The following is a 16,971-nucleotide window of genomic DNA, read 5'->3' as shown; positions in this document are numbered from 1 at the left end:
CACCACCCTTCTGACACAGCGACGGCGCTTGCCGCGCATTGGAGAAATCAATGAAAGGCATTCTCAGCCTTCTGCGCCGCAACACCCGTGCAGGCAAGCCTACGGAGGACCACACCGACTCCGTGCTGTTCTCCACAGCGTTTGCTGGCCAGGGTGTTGACGCATCCATGCTCGTACCGTGGGAGGCCCGCGCCGTGGAAGTGGGTGCCAAGCGCCTGCCCATCAGTCGAGGCGGCAAGCTGCTGCAGGCGTTGTGGGCCAAAGACAAGTACATGGTCCACCTCGACAAGGACGCGGTGGAGCGCATGGAGCGCTTCTTTGAATTTGCAGCCATCCCTGCCAACCGCGACGTCATCCGGCAAGATGAATACGGCAACTTCATGGTGGTGTTGCTCACCGGCACCATCGCGGTGGACCGTGTTCAGCCCTGGGGCGAGCAATTGCGCCTGGCCGAGACACGGCCAGGTGACATCCTGGGCGAGATGTCGCTGCTGGACAGCGGCATCCGTTTTTCAGCCTGCACCACCCTTACCGACTGCGAAATCGCCGTGCTGAGCGCCGAGGCCATGGACGACATGATGACCAAGGACCCGCAATTGGCCGCCAGCCTGATTGCATTGCTGGCGCGCAAGCTGTCGCTGCGCCTGCGGGTGGTGAGCGCCCGGCTGAGCGACAACCAGAAATGACCCCTGTCCTGCAGACAAAGCCCCCCCGGAAGGATCTCTGATGGAACGCGATCAGGCCAGTAAATTCATCAACGACTTGCTCAAACTGATGGTGAGCCGCAATGGCAGCGACTTGTTCATCACGGCAGAATTTCCACCGGCCATCAAGGTCGATGGAAAGGTCACCAAGGTGTCGCCCCAGCCACTGACCGGCACCCACACCCTCACGCTGGCGCGCGCCGTCATGAGCGACAAGCAGGTGGCCGACTTCGAGCGCACCAAGGAGTGCAACTTCGCCATCTCGCCCGCCGGTATTGGCCGCTTTCGCGTGAACGCTTTCATTCAGCAGGGCAAGGTCGGCATGGTGCTGCGGACCATTCCGCTCACGCTGCCGACCATTGACGGTCTGGGTGTGCCTCAGGTCCTCAAGGAAGTGACCATGACCAAGCGCGGCCTGTGCATCCTGGTGGGTGCTACGGGTTCGGGCAAGTCGACCACGCTCGCCGCCATGGTCGACTGGCGCAACGAGAACTCGTTCGGCCACATCATCACCGTGGAAGATCCGGTGGAATTTGTGCATCCGCACAAGAACTGCGTGGTGACGCAGCGCGAGGTAGGCCTGGACACTGACAGCTGGGAAGCGGCGCTCAAGAACACGCTGCGCCAGGCACCCGACGTGATCCTTATGGGCGAAATCCGCGACCGCGAAACCATGGAACACGCCGTGGCGTTTGCCGAAACCGGCCATCTGTGCCTGGCCACACTGCACGCCAACAGCGCCAACCAGGCGCTGGACCGGATCATCAACTTCTTCCCCGAAGAGCGCCGCGCCCAGTTGCTGATGGACCTTTCGCTGAATCTGCGCGCCATGGTGTCACAGCGGCTCATCCCCAAGCAGGACGGCAAGGGCCGGGCTGCGGCGGTGGAAATCATGCTCAACACCCCTCTGATTGCCGACCTGATCTTCAAGGGCGAAGTCGCCGAGATCAAGGAGGTCATGAAAAAGAGCCGCAATCTGGGCATGCAGACCTTCGACCAGGCACTGTTTGATGCCTACGAGGCCAACGTGATCAGCTACGAAGATGCGCTGCGCAACGCCGACTCGCTCAACGACCTGCGCCTGCAGATCAAGCTCAACAGCCAGCGTGCCAAATCGCCCGACCTGGCTTCGGGCACCGAACATTTCGCGATTGTCTAGCCTCGGTCTGCCACCCGCATTTATCTGCTTTTCATCACCGCTTGAAGCCCGCCCCCTTGGGCGGGTTTTCTTTTTTTCCAACCCACTTTTCATTCATCGCGATGCCAAGCACCAACCCCCGCAACTACGACGCAACCCCTTCGCGCAAGGTGGCCTTTTTGGGCTTGGGCGTGATGGGCTACCCCATGGCCGGCCACCTCGCGCTGGCGGGCCATGAGGTCACGGCGTACAACCGCACCACTACAAAATCAATAGCGTGGTGCGCAGAGTACGCAAGCACCAAAGCCCCAAAACATGCCACAACGCCGCGCGAGGCCGCAGTGGGTGCGGACATCGTGTTCTGTTGCGTTGGCAACGACGACGACCTGCGTTCGGTGACGCTGGGCGCTGACGGCGCATTTGCCGGCATGCAGCCGGGCGCGATCTTTGTCGACCACACCACGGCCTCGGCCGAAGTGGCGCGGGAGCTGTATGCCGCCGCGCGCACCTTGGGATTGCACTTTGTCGATGCCCCGGTCTCCGGGGGCCAGGCGGGGGCGCAAAACGGCCAACTGACGGTGATGTGTGGCGGAGACCAGGCCGCGTTTGACGCAGCCCAGCCGGTGGCGATGGCATTCTCGCGGGCGTTCACGCTGCTGGGTGCCAGTGGCTCGGGCCAGCTGGCCAAGATGGTCAATCAGATCTGCATCGCGGGTCTTGTGCAAGGCCTGTCTGAAGCAGTGGCCTTTGGCCAGAATGCCGGGCTGGACATGAAGCAGGTGCTGGACGTGATCGGCAAGGGCGCAGCGCAGAGCTGGCAGCTGGACAACCGCGGCAAGACCATGGTGGACGGCAAGTTCGACTTCGGCTTTGCCGTGGACTGGATGCGCAAGGACCTGAGCCTGGTGCTGGACGAAGCCCGGCGCAACGGCTCGCGCGTGCCGGTGACCGCACTGGTGGACCAGTTTTATGCCGATGTGCAGAAGATGGGCGGCAACCGCTGGGACACGTCCAGCCTGATCAAGCGCCTGACCTGACGCCGGATGCGGGCGGCACAGGCGCCTTGCAGCCCCCTGCAAGTCTGCGATCGGCCAGAAAGCTGCGCAAAGCCGCGCCGTAATCGCCGGACTGCGATTCAGAACCCGGCCGTCAAACAGGCATCAGTTGCCCTGCGACGATGGGCTGTCAGTGGTCACGGTCGGGGGCGGCTGCGTGCTGGCGCGGCGCAGGTCGTCTTCGGTGATCATCTCGAACACCCGCACCACCTTGCTCACGCCCCCCACGCCGCGCGCGATTTCGGTGGCCCGCGTGGCCTCGCGGGGGGTTACCAGTCCCATCAGGTAGACCACGTTGCGTTCGGTCACCACCTTGTAGGCGCTGGCAAAAACGTCCTTGGCATCCACGAAACTCGCCCGCACCTTGCCGGTGATCAGGACATCATTCGAACGCTGGCCCAGTGAGGTGCTGGGCATCACGGCCAGATCGTTCACCACCGAGCGCACATTGTTCACACCCGCCACGATCTGGTCGACGGTGGCACGGTCCTGCGCCGTGGGCACCTCGCCGGTCAGCAAGACCTGGCGGTTGAAGCTGGTGACGTTGACATGGGCACGATCACCCAGCGTTTCCCGGATGCGGTTGACCGCGCGCAATTCGATCCCTTCGTCTTCCACCTGGGTGCCGGTGGTGCGGCGGTCCGTGGCCATCATGCCGCCCATCACCGCTCCTCCAACAACCAGAGGGGCGCAAGCAGACAGGCCTGCGGCAAGCGCAGCGGCAGCCAGCAGGGTGCAGGCGGTACGGTTCATGGTCAGCTTCATTGCGGTATTTCCTGTTCTCCAAGTAACTGGGCATCCACGCCATCGCACAGGCAGTGCAACACCAGCGCATGGACCTCGCGCACCCGCGCGGCGCGGTCGTGCGGCACGCTGATCAGCACATCGGTCTCGCGCACCAGGGCGGCCAGCTTGCCGCCGGTGCGACCGCTGAGGATCACCACCGTCATGTCGCGCTCGTGGGCGGCCTCGGTGGCAGCGATCACGTTGGCATCATTGCCCGTGACGGACAGCGCCAGCAACACATCGCCCGCCTGGCCAAGCGCACGCACCTGGCGGGCAAACTGCTGGGCCCCGTCGCTGCCGCCCCCGGCCAAAGTGAGCAGGGTGCTGTCAGAAGTCAGGGCCACTGCAGCCAATTCAGGCCGGTCGCGCTCAAACCCCGCAACACAGAAGGCTGCAAACTGCTGCGCCTCGGCGGCCGAAGGCCCGTTGCCGCAGGCCAGCACTTTGCCGCCACTGGTCACGCAGGCCAGAATGGCCTGCACGGCTGCAGCGATGGGCGCGCTGAGGGCTTGCGCGGCCTGGTATTTCAGGTCGGCGCTGTCGATAAAGTGCTGTTGAATGCGTTGCTCTAGCATGGAGGCCCGATGATACCCGCGGGTTGTTATAGGTTTTGTAGCAAACCGTAGTCACCAGCGTGGTGTGCAGGCCTTTTGGGCGCTGCGCTTATTGGGCGTCGAAGGCAGCCTTGAGCCATTGCACCGAATCCTGCACCAGCACCACGTCGAAGCGGCACGGCGGCGGCACCGACATACGCAGCAGGTAATGGCGCGCCGCAAACACGATGCGCCGCTGCTTGATGGCGCCAATGCTGGCACCCGCCCCTCCGAAGGCATTGCTGGCACGGCTGCGCACCTCGACAAACACCAGCGTGCCGTCACGATCGCGCATCACCAGATCAATCTCGCCCCCACCGCGCCCGGGCGTCCGATAATTGCGCTCCAGCAACTTCAGGCCCGCAGCCTGCAAAAAGGCCAACGCCTGGTCTTCGGCCGCATTGCCCCGCTGCCGCGTGGTGCTGCTACCTGCGGCGTCAGGCGCAGGCGGGCGGGTATGGGCTGGCTTTTTTCCAAGGAAATTCATTGAGCGCATCTTTCGCATCTGCCTTGAACGCCGCACGCGATGCGGCGGCTGCACAGCATTATCCGCAAGGCGCGCTGTATGTCGTGGCCACGCCCATCGGCAACCTGGCCGATATCACCCTGCGCGCGCTGCATGTGCTGCAGCTGGCCGACGCCATTGCCTGCGAGGACACGCGCCACACCCAGGCGCTGCTGCGCGCCTATGGCATCGACAAAACCAGCGCGCAACTGCTGGCTGTGCACCAGCACAACGAGGCCGAAGCCGCGCTGGCAGTGGTGCAGCGGCTGCAGCAGGGCCTGCGCGTGGCCTATGTCAGTGATGCGGGCACGCCCGGGGTCAGCGACCCCGGCGCGCGCCTGGTGGCTGCAGTGCACTCGGCTGGCCTGCGCGCCCTGCCGCTGCCCGGTGCCAGCAGCATCACCACGGCCCTGAGCGTGGCGGGCGCCGTGGTGCACAGCACGCAAAGCAGTGGCTTTCTATTTGCGGGTTTTTTGCCGGTGAAGAACGCCGAGCGGGCCACTGCCGTGCAGCAACTCTCCAGCGAGCCCCGCTGCGTTGTGCTGCTGGAGGCCCCCCACCGCATTGACGAGCTGGCCCAGGCGCTGGCGGTGCTGGGCGATCGCCCAGTGACGCTGGCACGCGAACTCACCAAGCAATTCGAAGAAATCGCCACCCACCCAGCCCGCGAGTTGACGGCCTGGCTGCAAGGCTCACCCCAGCGGTCCCGCGGTGAATTTGTGGTGCTGCTGCACCCCACGGCTCCTGCCGCAGACGACGGCGACAGCCTGCGCGTGCTGCGCCTGTTGTTGCAGGAGCTACCCCTGAAGACGGCCGTGCGCTTGGCTGCCGAAGTGACGGGCGCATCGCGCAACAGCCTGTATGACACCGCACTGGAATGGAAGCGCAGCGTCCCGGAATCCGGGAATGCGTAGCCTGCGCCTGTTTTTACATCAAATTGCCCCCTAGCCCTTTATAGATAAGCGCGCACAGCTATTGTATTAATAGCGTTCAACCACCCTGCATCCCCCTGATGGGTCTGCAAAACCGCCTGTGGTCAGGGCGCTGCCACCGCCAGCCCCGCCGCGACTCCCCCAAACAGATCGCCCTCCACCTGCGGGGTATCAGGGAACGCCATACGCAGCGCGTCACGCAGCGGGCGCAGTGCCGATGATCCACCAGTGAGGTAGATGGCCTGCAAATCCTGAGGCACCAGCCCGGCCAGTTGCACGCATTCGGTGGCGCAGGCCACCACCTGCTGCAAAGGCGCGACAAGGTGGCGGGCCAGGCCTTCAGAAGTGATGAGTGCCCCCAGCCCCGGCTCGACCCAGTCCAGCACCATCGGGGTATCCACCGCATCCACGGAAGCCGCGATCTTGGCCTGCTCCACCGTGTTGGCAAGGCGGTGCCCCAGGCGCTGATTGAGCACCGCCATCAGGCGGTCGTGCAGCACCGGCTGCGCATAATCGGGCCGCAGGGCCTGTGCATCGCGCAGCGCGCGCGGCGCATACAGCCACTGAATCAGGTGCCAGGTCGCAAGGTCAAAAAATACGCGGCTGGGCACCTCGCGGCCAGAAGGCCCGGTGTGCCCCAAGCCCAGCAATGGCATCAGCAGCGCCAGACTAAGGCGCCTGTCAAAATCGGTGCCCCCGACATGCACGCCAGTGGTGGCCAGAATGTCGCTGGCGCGGTCGGTGCGGGCCCTGCGCTCAGGCCCCAGGCGCACCACGGTGAAATCAGAGGTGCCGCCGCCAATGTCCACCACCAGCACCAGCGATTCGCGCTCGATGCGCTGTTCGTAATCCAGCGCTGCGGCAATGGGCTCCAGCTGGAACGAAATGTTTACAAACCCAGCATCCAGCGCCGCCTGCCGCAAGGCATCTTCGGCCTGCTGGTCGCGCACGGTATCGCCATCCACAAAATGCACGGGGCGCCCCAGCAGCACCCGGCCCGGCATACCGCCCAGCGTTTCGCGCGCCGTTTGGGCCAACATGCGCAAGAACAGGCTGATGATGTCCTGGTAGCTCACCAGCGCGTTGTGCACCGCCGTCTTGTCTTGCAGCAGCGAACTGCCCAGCAGGCTTTTGAGCGAGCGCATCAGGCGCCCTTCGGTGCCCGACAGGTACTGCGCAACGGCATCGCGCCCGTAGTGCGTGCGATGGTCTTCGGCATTGAAGAACAGCGCTGTCGGCAAGGTGTTGTTCTCGCCCTCCAAGCGCAACATGCGCGCAGGTGAATTCCCCTGGCGCACCGCCACCGCCGAGTTGGAAGTGCCAAAGTCAATGCCCAGGGTTGTGTCCGTCAAAAATGCCATCGTGAAAAATATGGAGATAAATGCCCGAAACCAGGCGCGGCGCGGCTCCAAAAGATGCGGACTTGTGCCAACAGGTGACATTGCCGCCCAGGGGCCAGGGCGATGCAGAAAGGCGCGGGAATGAGCCGCACCCCAAGGCCTGCAGTGAGGAAAAGCCAATGGAAAAAGCCCCTGACTTTTACAAATCAAGGGCTTTTAGGTTTGGTGGTGGAGTATAGCAGAACCTCGAACCGCTTATCTTCAACGATGCCGAAACGTCCCCATAGAAGTCCGTATCGTCGTGCTGAGCAGGGACATTGGCATGGACCGCTGATACACGCTGGTTCCCCGGCCAGGCGACGAGCCTCATCGCAACTCCGCGAATGACTTGGCTTCGTGGCCGAAGCTACGCCTGAATGCGTTGCCTTCAACCACAGACGGAGTCAACCATGCAGAAGATGATGATGAACGAAAACGAGCTGGCCACGCGCTGGAACATCAGCCCCAAGACCCTTCAACGCTGGCGTAGCGAGGGGCGCGGGCCTCGATTCATGAAAATGTCCAAGCGCGTCGTGTACCCCATCGATGAAGTCTTCGACTTCGAATCCAAAGCCCTCCGAGCCTCAACTTGGGAGCGAGCATCCGACGTCGTTCTTCCGAGCGGCTCTACGTTGATGGACCCGCGCGAAATTTCGCATGTGACCGGACTCCCCTTGTACCTCTTCACGCAAAAGCAGATGCGAGAGGCATTGGGTATCCCGCATCGTCGGGTACAGAAGCTCATCCGATTCGACCGCGACGAGGTCATGGCATGGGCCAAACGCTGGGTCCAGGATGCCCAAGACCAGGGCATTGATGTCAAGGCCGATCCTTCAAGCCAGAGCAGATCGTTGCTGCACGCCTTGGCATCGCTGCCTGCCTGACCGTAGCGCCCGCCACAGCGCAGCCGGTCATCTTGTTCCTTTTGATCGTCAAATTCGAGCGCCAGACGAAAAAACGGAACATACTCCGGCCATGCTCCCCGAGACCCACACCCAGCGCATCCTTGATCTGGCCAGCCAGAGAGGGCTGCTACGTGCCAGCGATCTGGACGCCATCGGCTCGCCCCGGGTCATCCTGACGCGCATGACTGCAGCAGGACTGCTGGAACGGGTCGGGCGTGGTCTTTACCGTCTGCCAGGCGCACAGGTGACGGAATTTGAGAGTCTTGCCCTTGTCTGTTGGCGCCGATTCAAAATTGAGCCACCGTGCCGATTGAATTTTGAGCCAGGGCTAATGGCCAACCTGTGAAGGTCGGCTGTGGATAAGTGTAGTGCCTTGGGTCGGTTTTGGTCTCCTTGGTGATCGAGCTCGGTGGTCGTCCGTTGAGGGCAAGCCGCGCAGGGCGAAGCCCGTAGCGGCTTGCCCTTGAACCGCTCAGAACGGCTCAGCCTTCTTGGCCTGTTCGCGTGCCTTGATGCGTTTCTTGGCCACGGCTGTGCTGTGCATGAACCTGTGGGACTCGTTGCCCGTCTCGACGATGTGGCAGTGGTGCGTGAGTCGATCCAGCAGTGCCGTGGTCATCTTGGCGTCGCCGAACACGCTGGACCATTCCTTGAAGTCCAGGTTGGTGGTGATCATCACGCTGGTCTGCTCGTAGAGCTTGCTCAGCAGGTGGAACAGCAAGGCGCCGCCTGCCTGGCTGAAGGGCAGGTAGCCCAGCTCATCAAGGATGACCAGGTCCATGCGCTGCAAGCTCGCTGCGATGCGGCCTGCCTTGCCTTGGGCCTTCTCCTGCTCCAGTGCGTTGACCAGATCCACCGTGGAGTAAAACCGCACGCGTGAGCCATGGCGCGTGATGCCCGCCACGCCGATGGCCGTGGCCAGATGCGTCTTGCCCGTGCCGGGGCCACCCACTAGCACCACGTTGTGCGCCTGCTCGGTGAACGCCATGCTGGCCAACTGCTCGATGAGCTTTTTGTCCACGGGCGAGCATTCGAAGTCGAAGCCCGCCAGGTCGCGGTGCACGGGGAACTTCGCCGTGTGCATCTGGTAGCTCACTGAGCGCATGGCCCTGTCCGTGACTTCCGCTTGCAGCAGGTGCTCCAGCAGCCAGCGCGAGCTCTCCAGCGTGGCGTGGCCGCGTTGCTTGACCAGGTCCTCCCAGGCCCCGGCCATGCCGTACAGGCGCAGCTCTTTGAACTCCTTGTCCAGCTCACGCATGATCGGCCTCCTGCATGTCGCTGCCAGCGCGCAGGCGGTCATAGCGCGCCGTGTCGGCCAGGGGTGTCTGGCTCACTTGCAGGTTGGTCGCAACCGTCTCGGGCAGGGGCTGCGCTTGCAGGCGGCCGAGCACGTTGATGACGTGCTCGGTGCTCACCCGCCCCGATGGCGGCGCACTCTCCAGGGCCAACTCCACCGCCACCAGCACGGCGTCCAGCCCTTGCTTGGGCACCTCGGCCAGTACCTGCGCCATCACCCTGTCGCCCCCCTCCTGGTGCAGCAAGCCTTTGCGCATGCGCTGCAATGGCTCGGGCAGGTCTGCAAAGGGCGCGCCGTTGCGCAGCGCGCCCGGCTTGCGCTCGATCAGCGGCACGTAATGCTGCCAGTCGTAGCGGGTCTGGTTGCGATCGCTCAGGCGCTCGTGCGTGGCCACCATAGCATCGCCGGCCACCACCACGATCTGCGCCGGGTACAGGTGTGTGCTGACCATTTGCCCCGCCCATTCGCAGGGCACCGAGTAGCGGTTGCGCGCCACCGTCACCAGGCAGGTGCTGCTCACCTTGGCCGGGTTCTCAACATAGCCATCAAAGGCCACCGGCATCGGCATCAGGTGGCTTTGCTCCAGCTCCAGCATCTCGGCGATGCTGAACGCTTTGTGCTGCGGGTGGCGCAGCTCTCGCCACAGAGCCCGGCAGCGCTCGCCCAGCCACGCATTGAGCTCGGTAAAGCTGCCAAAGCGCCGTTGCCCCGCCTCCACCCAGATGCGACGGCGGCTGTCTTGCACATCCTTCTCCACGCGCCCCTTCTCCCAGCCGCTGGCACGGTTGCAAAAATCAGGGTCGAACAGATAGTGCGCGCACATGGCTGCAAAGCGCGCATTGACCACGCGGCCTTTGCCCTTCTTGACTTTGTCGACCGCCGTCTTCATGTTGTCGTAGATGCCACGGCGTGCCACGCCACCCAGCGCTGCAAAGCTGCGGGTGTGCGCATCGAACAGCATCTCGTGGCCTTGGCTGGGGTAGGCCACCAGCCAGAAGGCCCCACTGGCACACAGCTTCATGTGCGAGACCTGCATGCGGTAGTACACCCCGCCCACCAGCAAGCCGTCTTCGCTCCAGTCGAACTGGAAGGCCTCGCCAAGCTCGAAGGTCAATGGCACGAAGGCCTTGCAGGCCGCCTGTTGGCCTTCACCTTGGCGCCACTTGCGGATGAAGTCCGTCACCCGCGTGTAGCCACCTTCGTAGCCCGCTGCCTTGATCTGCGTGAACAAGGCCTTGGCCGTGCGCCGCTCCTTCTTGGGCCGCTTGGCATCGGCCTTCAAGGCTTGCTTGAGCTCCGCCTCGTGCGCCGACAGCTTGGTCGCCTTCGCCGCCTCCCGGCGGTACTTGGGCTCGACCGGCTGCGCCTCGTCCAGCCACTTGGCCACCGTGTTGCGAGACAGGCCCGTGGTCCTCGATATCTCCCGCTTCGTCTTCTTGTCCCGGCGGTGCATCCGCCGTATCTTGCCAATCATGTCCATGGTGATCACCCTCTTCATTCCCTTGCTGCACAAAACAGCAGGGTAGGTAAAACACCTGGCTCAGTTTTAGGTCGGCATCACACCAAAAAGTGGCTCAGTTTTCGGTCGGCGTCAACACGATCCATTCCCGCCCAAGGGCTGACATGGAGGCACGCCTCGCGGGTTTGCCCTTCTGCTTTGCCCATGCAAACCCGCGAGCCAACCATTCGCATCGGCGCGCGCACAAGTGGTTGATGAACACCGCTGTCTGCGTGTGCTACGGCGAAGAAGTTAGCGCCGATTTCGAGAGAAGAGAGGGCGGAACGGAGGGCAACCGGGGATGTTCCTGCCAGACCACAGGACCCGGGTCGCACACGCAGAATGTGCGGGAACCCCGCGTGTCATGCGGGAAGCACAAATGAAAACGCCCAACTGAGAACAGTTGGGCGCCGAATTTTGGTGGCCTGGGGCGGAATCGAACCACCGACACAAGGATTTTCAATCCTCTGCTCTACCGACTGAGCTACCGGGCCTAAGCCTCAAATTATAAACCAGAAATTGACGCGATAAAAACAGCAACCCCAAGATTAATTGCGTTTTCCGCGGCCAAGGTCCACGCCCAGTTGGCGCAGCTTGCGGTACAGGTGGGTGCGCTCCAGCCCGGTTTTTTCTGCAACGCGGGTCATCGAGCCGCCTTCACGCGCGAGATGGAATTCAAAGTAGGCTTTTTCAAAGCCGTCGCGGGCTTCACGCAAGGGGCGATCCAGATCGAACCCTTGGTGCGCGTGAGGGCCGACCTCGCCCACCATGGCGGTGGTGATGATCGGTGCGGGCACGAAGCCGCCATCCACAGGCCCTGCAGCGGTGGGCTGGTGGGCGACCACGGGGGCTTGTTGCACGGCAGTACGTGCCAGTCCCTGTTCCACAGCCTTGAGCAGTTTTTGCAGGGTGATGGGTTTTTCAAGAAACGAGAATGCGCCAATCCGGGTGGCTTCGACGGCGGTGTCTATCGTGGCGTGCCCGCTCATCATGATGACGGGCATGGTGAGCACGCCGGCTGAGGCCCATTCCTTGAGCAGCGATACGCCGTCTGTGTCTGGCATCCAGATGTCCAGCAACACCAGGTCATACATCCCGGCGGCACGCGCTGCGCGCGCCTGCGTCGCGTTCTCCGCGAGGTCGACACTGTGGCCCTCGTCGTTCAGAATTTCCGACAAGAGGTCACGAATGCCGAGTTCGTCATCAACCACCAGAATGTTTGCCATGTGTATGAAACGCCTTGGATGCTGCAGTGGGTGTTGTTATGACGCCACCGATGGGTAAGTGGCGAATGATAACGACACTTGCGCCCCCCGCACCACGCCGTCGTCAAGCCGATTCGACAACTCGATGCGCGCACCATGCTCATCGGCGATCTTTTTCACTACGGCCAGACCCAATCCGGTACCGCGGGGTTTGGTAGTGACATAGGGTTCAAACGCGCGCTGGAGGATGTGCGCGGGAAAGCCCGGCCCACTGTCACTCACGGTGAGGCGGACGCGGCGCGTCGAGTCGCTCCAGCGTGTCGTGATGCGCACGGGCGGCAATGCGGGCCCCTCCCCACGCGCCTGTTCGGTGGCGTCCTGGGCGTTTTGCAGCAGGTTGTGCACGACCTGGCGCAGTTGCTGGGCGTCGCCTGCAATTGGCGGGCACCGCGCGTCCAGCTCGGATTCCACGGGCACGGTGGCGTTTTCCGCGCCATACAGATACAGCACATCTGTCACCAGCGTGTTCAGGTCCAGCGCCTGCAGTTCGGCAGCGGGCAAGCGTGCGTAGTCACGAAACTCGTTGACGAGCCGCTTCATCGCGTCCACCTGCTCGACGATGGTTTTGACCGACTTGGTGAGGATGGCCTGCTCGGGGGCAGGCAGCTTGCCCGTGAGCTTCATTTCAAGGCGCTCGGCGGACAGTTGCACAGGCGTGAGGGGGTTCTTGATTTCATGGGCCAGGCGCCGCGCCACCTCTCCCCAGGCCTGGGCCCGCTGGGCTGAAACAATTTCAGAAATGTCGTCAAAAACCAACAGACGCGTCGCATCCGGGAGCTCTGCGCCCCGCACCACGAGGCTTGTCGCATGGTGCCCGGCCCCGCTGGGTGAGCCATGCAGCTCAAAGGGCTGTTGCCAATGGTCCAGCCCGTGGTGGTGACGATCCCCCAGAAACTCGTCAAACTGCTTCTGCACCGCGGCCGCAAAATCGGCCAGACCCGGCACCGCCGCCAGTGGCTGGCCCGCATAGGCCGCCATAGGCACACGCAAAATGCGCGTGGCGCCCGGGTTGAAGGACAGGATCAGGCCCTGCGGATCCAGCACCATCACGCCTGCGGTGAGGTTGTCCAGAATGGTCTGAAGCTTGGCGCGCGCCGCGTCCACCGCGCCCATGCTCTGCTCCACCGCACCCCGCGCGTCTGCAATCTGCTGCGTCATGGTGGCAAAGGAACGGGTCAATCCGTCGAGCTCATCCTTGCCCTGCAATGCGGCCTTGGGGCTCAGGTTGCCGGCGGCCACCTCCCGCACACCCTCGGCGAGCACCAGCAGTGGCCGCACCAGCTGATTGCCCAGCAACACCGCCAGCAACACCGCACCAAACACCGCCAGAAACAGGCCCAGCGTCAACGTGCCCACATACATGCGGCGCAGGCCCTCGCGGGCCAGGGCGCGCTCCTGGTATTCACGGTTGGCCTCTTGCACCGCGAGCGCGTTTGCCACCAGGGCCGGGGGCAATGGCATCGTGACCTGCAAAAACCGGGGCTCCAGCAGCAGCCCAACCCGGGGGCTGGCGACCAGCGCAAAAACCTTCACCCGGGCATTCTGCGTAGCGACCGTGTCGGTGAGGTCGTCCAGGCCTTCGATCTGGGTCAGGGTGCGCTGCTGGCGCACCATGCGCAACTGGGCCGTGCCCGGGCGCTCCGGGCTCAGGCTGAAGCGCGACTGGCCGGCACTGGCAACAGCGTTGCCTGCCGCATTCCACAAGATCACATCGCTGGCGGAAAGCTGCTCGCGGATGCGCTCCAGCACCAGTCCGGCGGCGGCGTCGGGCACCTGGGCCAGCTGCACACTGGCGGTCCGCGCCTGGGTGGCCATGTCTTCGGCCATGGAATCAAGGGACACCCGCGCCAGATTCACACCGGCCACCAGCGCACCCTCCACCTTGACATCAAACCAGCTCTCGATGGACCGCGTGACAAACTGGTACGACACCACATAGATCAGCAGCCCGGGCAGCAGGCCAACCAGCGCAAAAATGGCGGCCAGCTTGACCAGGAGACGGCTGCCAAAGCGCCCACGCCGCAGCCGCACAACCAGGCGCACGCCCACCCACAGCAGCACCGCCAGCAGCAACACGGCCACCAGCACATTGACCCCGAGCAGCCACGCATAGTTGCGCTCGTAAAGTGCCCGGTTGTTGGTGGCCAGGGTGAGCATGAAAAGCAGCACCATTCCGATGGCCGACATGATGGCGGCCCCCACGCCCACGGTCCAGCGCACCGCACGCGATTGCCGGGCCAGGGCCTGGGCCGATCCTGGCTCGCCGACAGGTACGCGGGGTGGCTGCCTGATCACCGCGCCACCTCGGGCACCAGCCGCTGGTTGCGGGTGACCATGAGACTCCAGCCCGCGCTGCCCACTGCGCCTATCTGCAAAGGACGGGGCAACTGCGACAGGTCCAGCCGGAACCGGAAATTCACCGTATGCACAACATCGGCATCGATTGCTTCTCCATCCGCAATCTTCCAGCGCGAAATGCGCTGCATGGAAGACAATGCATCGCGCAAGTCGTCAAAGTTCTGCCCCAGCACCACGCCCAGCCCGGTGTTGGAAAACGGAACGGGCGATGTGCTCAGACGCCAGCGCCGTGTCAGGGGCTGGTAGCTCAACCGCATATGGCGCGTGGCTGCGGCCACTTGGCGGTCTGACCAGTACCAGCGCTCACGCAGCACCTGGGCTTCCGCCACAAAAAACACGGGAATGCCCTTGTACAGCGCATCTTCGGCCAGCGCGGGCAGTGCAAGCTGCAAGGCCGCATTCAGGTACAGGCCATCATCGGCCTGCTCCAGGCCGAGGTCCACCACCTCGTTCGCCGGAGACTGCGCCTGCACATTCACTGGCCAGGCCAGCAACCACAGCCACGCCATCGCCCACAACAAGACCCAGCGAGCCATGCGGCGCTCACCCAGGGGCTTTTTGCAACAGTGCGTAAAAAAATCCGTCGTGCTCACCCGCTGCATTGTCCGGGACAGCTCGGTGATTGGTGTCATTGCCTGGGAGTAAATGCCCCGGCGAGGGCAACAACCGGGCATCGGTGTGGTGCGCAAGAAACGTTTGTACCTGCGCATCGCCTTCTGCGCGGAACACCGAACAGGTGCAATACAGCAGCCGCCCGCCCGGCCGCACCAACGGCCACAATGCCCTAAGCAGGCGCGCCTGCTGGACCGCCAGCTGCGCAATGTCGGTTTCGCGGCGCAACCAGCGCACATCGGGGTGGCGGCGAACGATGCCCGAGGCGGTGCAGGGTGCATCCAGCAAGATCGCATCAAACGGCACACCTGCACAGTGCTGCTGCCACCAGTCTTGCGGCCGCGCTGCATCAGCCACTAGCACTTGCGCGTGCAGACCGATTCGATGCAGGGTTTCATGAAGGCGGGCGCTGCGCACCGAGTCCACCTCCAGTGCGGTCACCTGCATGGCGCTGGACGGGCCCGCGTATTCCAGCAGGTGTGCCGTCTTGCCTCCTGGTGCGGCGCAGGCATCCAGCACCCGCAAGGGCTGCGTGAGATCCAGCCCCTGCAGCAACAGTGGCGCGGCCAGTTGCGCCGCAGCATCCTGCACCGAAACCATCCCCTGGGCGAATCCCGGCAGCTCGGTCACCGGCAGGGGCTGCTGCAGGATCAAGCCGTGCTCACCCACCGAAGATGAATCAACATTCATAGCAGCTAGCGCTTGCTGGTATTGGGCTACAGTGCCTTTTGATGCATTAACACGCAAAATCATGGGTGCATGGGCATTGTTGCCCTGCAGGATTTGTTCCCAGTGCGTCGGGTGGTCCTTTTGCAACTTTTTTACCCACCACAGCGGGTGATTCCAGCGCGCCACGGGGTCGGCATCCGTTGCAGCAACCAAGGCATCGCGCTCTCGCAGAAAACGGCGCAGGCACGCATTGACGAACGACGCCTGGGCGCGCGTGGCAACGCCGCGTTTGGCAGCCTCTACCGCCTGGTTGACCAGGGTGAAGGGCTCGTATGGCGCCACTTCGGGTTGCCACGACAGCGCCAGCGCTGCGCACAACAGGGCATCGGCGGCGGGTGGCGGTGCACGGGACACCAGCTTGCGCCGAAGCGCCTCTGCACGCCCCAGTGAGCGCAACACCTGAAACAGCAGCGCCTGCACTCCGGGCCGCAAGCCCGAATCCACGGCGGCCAATGCCGCCGTGCCCGATTGCCCGGCCCGGATGGCCTGCAGCGCCGACGCGACACCCGCTAGTTGCTGCCAAAGCGCAATCCCCACCGCTGGGCGGGGGTCTGCTCCCAACTCTGCATGTGAAGAAGCGCGGATACCGGGTGCTCCCGCAGGGGCCCCATGGCGAGGCTGTTGATGTGAACCGGCTCGTGTCATGAATTGCCTTCTCGTGCGATGGACAGCACACGCGCTGGGGTGAAACCAAAAATCCAGGCCAGCAGCATCGCAGGAAACTGTGCGATCCCGGCGTTGTAGTGGGTCACCGCATCATTGAAGATCCGTGCGGCCTGTTCGTTATGGGTGCGCAACTCGTCCCACCGCGCGCGCCAGGGCGCCATCCTGCGGTGGTTGTCATCCGCATCTGCGTCCGGCAGGAGTGTCGGCCACACCGTGTCGACGACAGCACACGCGGCCGACAGTGCCGCCACCGCATCCGCCTTTAACGGGCGAGCCCGCGCCACCGCCAGGCAAGCCGTCAATTGCGTGGTCGCACCTTGCAGAAGGCTGCGCGCATGGCGATCCAGGGTACCGGCGGTAACTTGCGCAGCGTCAAATTCGCCCAGCATGGCCAGCCATCGAACCAGGTGGGCATCCAGACTTCCGAATGCCTGAACCACGGCGGAGCGCAACCGCACCAGGCGGTTGTAGGCGCCTACGGCCCAGAAAAGAGCGATGGCAATGACGATCCAGATGAGCGGCGATGACCACATGCGCTAACACCGACAC

At 63.6% G+C, this 16,971-nt stretch carries 17 protein-coding genes and 1 tRNA gene; 6 read left to right on the top strand and 12 right to left on the bottom strand.

The window, feature by feature from the left end; all coding sequences use genetic code 11:
- Positions 1 to 50 precede the first annotated feature (50 nt).
- The 3 genes from K226_RS0105380 to K226_RS0105370 all read left to right on the top strand — a co-directional run bounded on the left by K226_RS0105380 (position 51) and on the right by K226_RS0105370 (position 2,879).
- Positions 51 to 686 (top strand): cyclic nucleotide-binding domain-containing protein, encoded by a 636-nt coding sequence (locus K226_RS0105380; protein ID WP_024813829.1) that lies wholly within the window; start codon positions 51 to 53, stop codon positions 684 to 686.
- Positions 687 to 726: 40 nt separating this feature from the next.
- Entirely contained in the window at positions 727 to 1,863 is a 1,137-nt protein-coding gene (locus K226_RS0105375) for a PilT/PilU family type 4a pilus ATPase (RefSeq protein ID WP_024813828.1), read from the top strand.
- A gap of 101 nt (positions 1,864 to 1,964) precedes the next feature.
- Positions 1,965 to 2,879 carry an NAD(P)-dependent oxidoreductase gene (locus K226_RS0105370; protein WP_024813827.1) on the top strand — a complete coding sequence of 305 codons (915 nt, stop codon included), beginning with the start codon at positions 1,965 to 1,967 and terminating at the stop codon, positions 2,877 to 2,879.
- Between the two features lie 123 nt (positions 2,880 to 3,002).
- Here the strand turns inward: K226_RS0105370 and K226_RS0105365 are convergent, their stop codons facing one another.
- From K226_RS0105365 to K226_RS0105355, 3 genes are all read right to left on the bottom strand, one after another.
- Positions 3,003 to 3,662: a BON domain-containing protein gene (locus K226_RS0105365; protein ID WP_024813826.1), complete on the bottom strand. Its 660-nt coding sequence runs from the start codon at positions 3,660 to 3,662 to the stop codon at positions 3,003 to 3,005.
- Positions 3,659 to 4,258: an SIS domain-containing protein gene (locus K226_RS0105360; protein WP_024813825.1), complete on the bottom strand. Its 600-nt coding sequence runs from the start codon at positions 4,256 to 4,258 to the stop codon at positions 3,659 to 3,661. Before K226_RS0105360 ends, K226_RS0105365 begins: the two co-directional genes overlap by 4 nt.
- Before the next feature lie 88 nt (positions 4,259 to 4,346).
- Positions 4,347 to 4,763 carry a YraN family protein gene (locus tag K226_RS0105355; protein WP_024813824.1) on the bottom strand — a complete coding sequence of 139 codons (417 nt, stop codon included), beginning with the start codon at positions 4,761 to 4,763 and terminating at the stop codon, positions 4,347 to 4,349.
- Here K226_RS0105355 and rsmI point away from each other — a divergent pair.
- Positions 4,763 to 5,695 (top strand): 16S rRNA (cytidine(1402)-2'-O)-methyltransferase, encoded by a 933-nt coding sequence (gene rsmI, locus K226_RS0105350; protein WP_024813823.1) that lies wholly within the window; start codon positions 4,763 to 4,765, stop codon positions 5,693 to 5,695. The two genes, K226_RS0105355 and rsmI, sit on opposite strands and share 1 nt — an antisense overlap.
- 122 nt (positions 5,696 to 5,817) lie before the next feature.
- Here rsmI and K226_RS0105345 read toward each other — a convergent pair whose 3' ends face one another.
- A complete protein-coding gene (locus K226_RS0105345) occupies positions 5,818 to 7,074 on the bottom strand; it encodes an Hsp70 family protein (RefSeq protein ID WP_024813822.1) in 1,257 nt (418 codons plus the stop codon).
- Positions 7,075 to 7,502: 428 nt separating this feature from the next.
- On the opposite strand from K226_RS0105345, the gene K226_RS20050 reads away from it, so the two are divergent.
- Positions 7,503 to 7,976 carry an AlpA family transcriptional regulator gene (locus tag K226_RS20050; RefSeq protein WP_024813821.1) on the top strand — a complete coding sequence of 158 codons (474 nt, stop codon included), beginning with the start codon at positions 7,503 to 7,505 and terminating at the stop codon, positions 7,974 to 7,976.
- Between the two features lie 91 nt (positions 7,977 to 8,067).
- Positions 8,068 to 8,343 (top strand): type IV toxin-antitoxin system AbiEi family antitoxin domain-containing protein, encoded by a 276-nt coding sequence (locus K226_RS0105335; protein WP_024813820.1) that lies wholly within the window; start codon positions 8,068 to 8,070, stop codon positions 8,341 to 8,343.
- A 126-nt stretch (positions 8,344 to 8,469) separates the two neighbouring features.
- Here the strand turns inward: K226_RS0105335 and istB are convergent, their stop codons facing one another.
- From istB to K226_RS0105295, 8 genes are all read right to left on the bottom strand, one after another.
- Positions 8,470 to 9,255, bottom strand: a complete 786-nt coding sequence (gene istB / locus K226_RS0105330; protein WP_024813819.1) for an IS21-like element helper ATPase IstB — start codon at positions 9,253 to 9,255, stop codon at positions 8,470 to 8,472.
- Positions 9,248 to 10,774: an IS21 family transposase gene (gene istA / locus K226_RS0105325; protein ID WP_024813818.1), complete on the bottom strand. Its 1,527-nt coding sequence runs from the start codon at positions 10,772 to 10,774 to the stop codon at positions 9,248 to 9,250. Before istA ends, istB begins: the two co-directional genes overlap by 8 nt.
- Positions 10,775 to 11,210: 436 nt before the next feature.
- Positions 11,211 to 11,286, bottom strand: a tRNA-Phe gene (locus K226_RS0105320).
- Between the two features lie 54 nt (positions 11,287 to 11,340).
- The gene (locus K226_RS0105315; RefSeq protein ID WP_024813817.1) at positions 11,341 to 12,018 is read right to left on the bottom strand and encodes a response regulator; all 678 of its coding nucleotides are present in this window, start codon (positions 12,016 to 12,018) and stop codon (positions 11,341 to 11,343) included.
- A gap of 36 nt (positions 12,019 to 12,054) precedes the next feature.
- Entirely contained in the window at positions 12,055 to 14,352 is a 2,298-nt protein-coding gene (locus K226_RS0105310; protein WP_024813816.1) for an ATP-binding protein, read from the bottom strand.
- Positions 14,349 to 14,951 carry a DUF4390 domain-containing protein gene (locus K226_RS0105305; protein ID WP_369795394.1) on the bottom strand — a complete coding sequence of 201 codons (603 nt, stop codon included), beginning with the start codon at positions 14,949 to 14,951 and terminating at the stop codon, positions 14,349 to 14,351. Before K226_RS0105305 ends, K226_RS0105310 begins: the two co-directional genes overlap by 4 nt.
- A 7-nt stretch (positions 14,952 to 14,958) precedes the next feature.
- On the bottom strand, positions 14,959 to 16,401 hold the full coding sequence (gene rsmB, locus K226_RS0105300; protein WP_081739326.1) for a 16S rRNA (cytosine(967)-C(5))-methyltransferase RsmB: 1,443 nt from the start codon (positions 16,399 to 16,401) through the stop codon (positions 14,959 to 14,961).
- Entirely contained in the window at positions 16,398 to 16,955 is a 558-nt protein-coding gene (locus K226_RS0105295) for a LemA family protein (protein ID WP_024813813.1), read from the bottom strand. Before K226_RS0105295 ends, rsmB begins: the two co-directional genes overlap by 4 nt.
- Positions 16,956 to 16,971 lie beyond the last annotated feature (16 nt).

This window comes from Acidovorax sp. JHL-3 (assembly GCF_000526295.1).
In the GTDB taxonomy this organism is placed as follows: domain Bacteria; phylum Pseudomonadota; class Gammaproteobacteria; order Burkholderiales; family Burkholderiaceae_C; genus Acidovorax; species Acidovorax defluvii.
This window is presented reverse-complemented; position numbering and strand designations above follow the sequence as displayed.

What these genes read in the sequence shown, in the direction of transcription:
- K226_RS0105380 (WP_024813829.1), top strand. Translation starts at nt 51, where the DNA reads ATGAAAGGCATTCTCAGCCTTCTGCGCCGCAACACCCGTGCAGGCAAG.
- K226_RS0105375 (WP_024813828.1), top strand. Translation starts at nt 727, where the DNA reads ATGGAACGCGATCAGGCCAGTAAATTCATCAACGACTTGCTCAAACTG.
- K226_RS0105370 (WP_024813827.1), top strand. Translation starts at nt 1,965, where the DNA reads ATGCCAAGCACCAACCCCCGCAACTACGACGCAACCCCTTCGCGCAAG.
- K226_RS0105365 (WP_024813826.1), bottom strand. Translation starts at nt 3,662, where the DNA reads ATGAAGCTGACCATGAACCGTACCGCCTGCACCCTGCTGGCTGCCGCT.
- K226_RS0105360 (WP_024813825.1), bottom strand. Translation starts at nt 4,258, where the DNA reads ATGCTAGAGCAACGCATTCAACAGCACTTTATCGACAGCGCCGACCTG.
- K226_RS0105355 (WP_024813824.1), bottom strand. Translation starts at nt 4,763, where the DNA reads ATGAATTTCCTTGGAAAAAAGCCAGCCCATACCCGCCCGCCTGCGCCT.
- K226_RS0105345 (WP_024813822.1), bottom strand. Translation starts at nt 7,074, where the DNA reads ATGGCATTTTTGACGGACACAACCCTGGGCATTGACTTTGGCACTTCC.
- K226_RS20050 (WP_024813821.1), top strand. Translation starts at nt 7,503, where the DNA reads ATGCAGAAGATGATGATGAACGAAAACGAGCTGGCCACGCGCTGGAAC.
- K226_RS0105335 (WP_024813820.1), top strand. Translation starts at nt 8,068, where the DNA reads ATGCTCCCCGAGACCCACACCCAGCGCATCCTTGATCTGGCCAGCCAG.
- istB (WP_024813819.1), bottom strand. Translation starts at nt 9,255, where the DNA reads ATGCGTGAGCTGGACAAGGAGTTCAAAGAGCTGCGCCTGTACGGCATG.
- istA (WP_024813818.1), bottom strand. Translation starts at nt 10,774, where the DNA reads ATGGACATGATTGGCAAGATACGGCGGATGCACCGCCGGGACAAGAAG.
- K226_RS0105315 (WP_024813817.1), bottom strand. Translation starts at nt 12,018, where the DNA reads ATGGCAAACATTCTGGTGGTTGATGACGAACTCGGCATTCGTGACCTC.
- K226_RS0105305 (WP_369795394.1), bottom strand. Translation starts at nt 14,951, where the DNA reads ATGGCTCGCTGGGTCTTGTTGTGGGCGATGGCGTGGCTGTGGTTGCTG.
- rsmB (WP_081739326.1), bottom strand. Translation starts at nt 16,401, where the DNA reads ATGACACGAGCCGGTTCACATCAACAGCCTCGCCATGGGGCCCCTGCG.
- K226_RS0105295 (WP_024813813.1), bottom strand. Translation starts at nt 16,955, where the DNA reads ATGTGGTCATCGCCGCTCATCTGGATCGTCATTGCCATCGCTCTTTTC.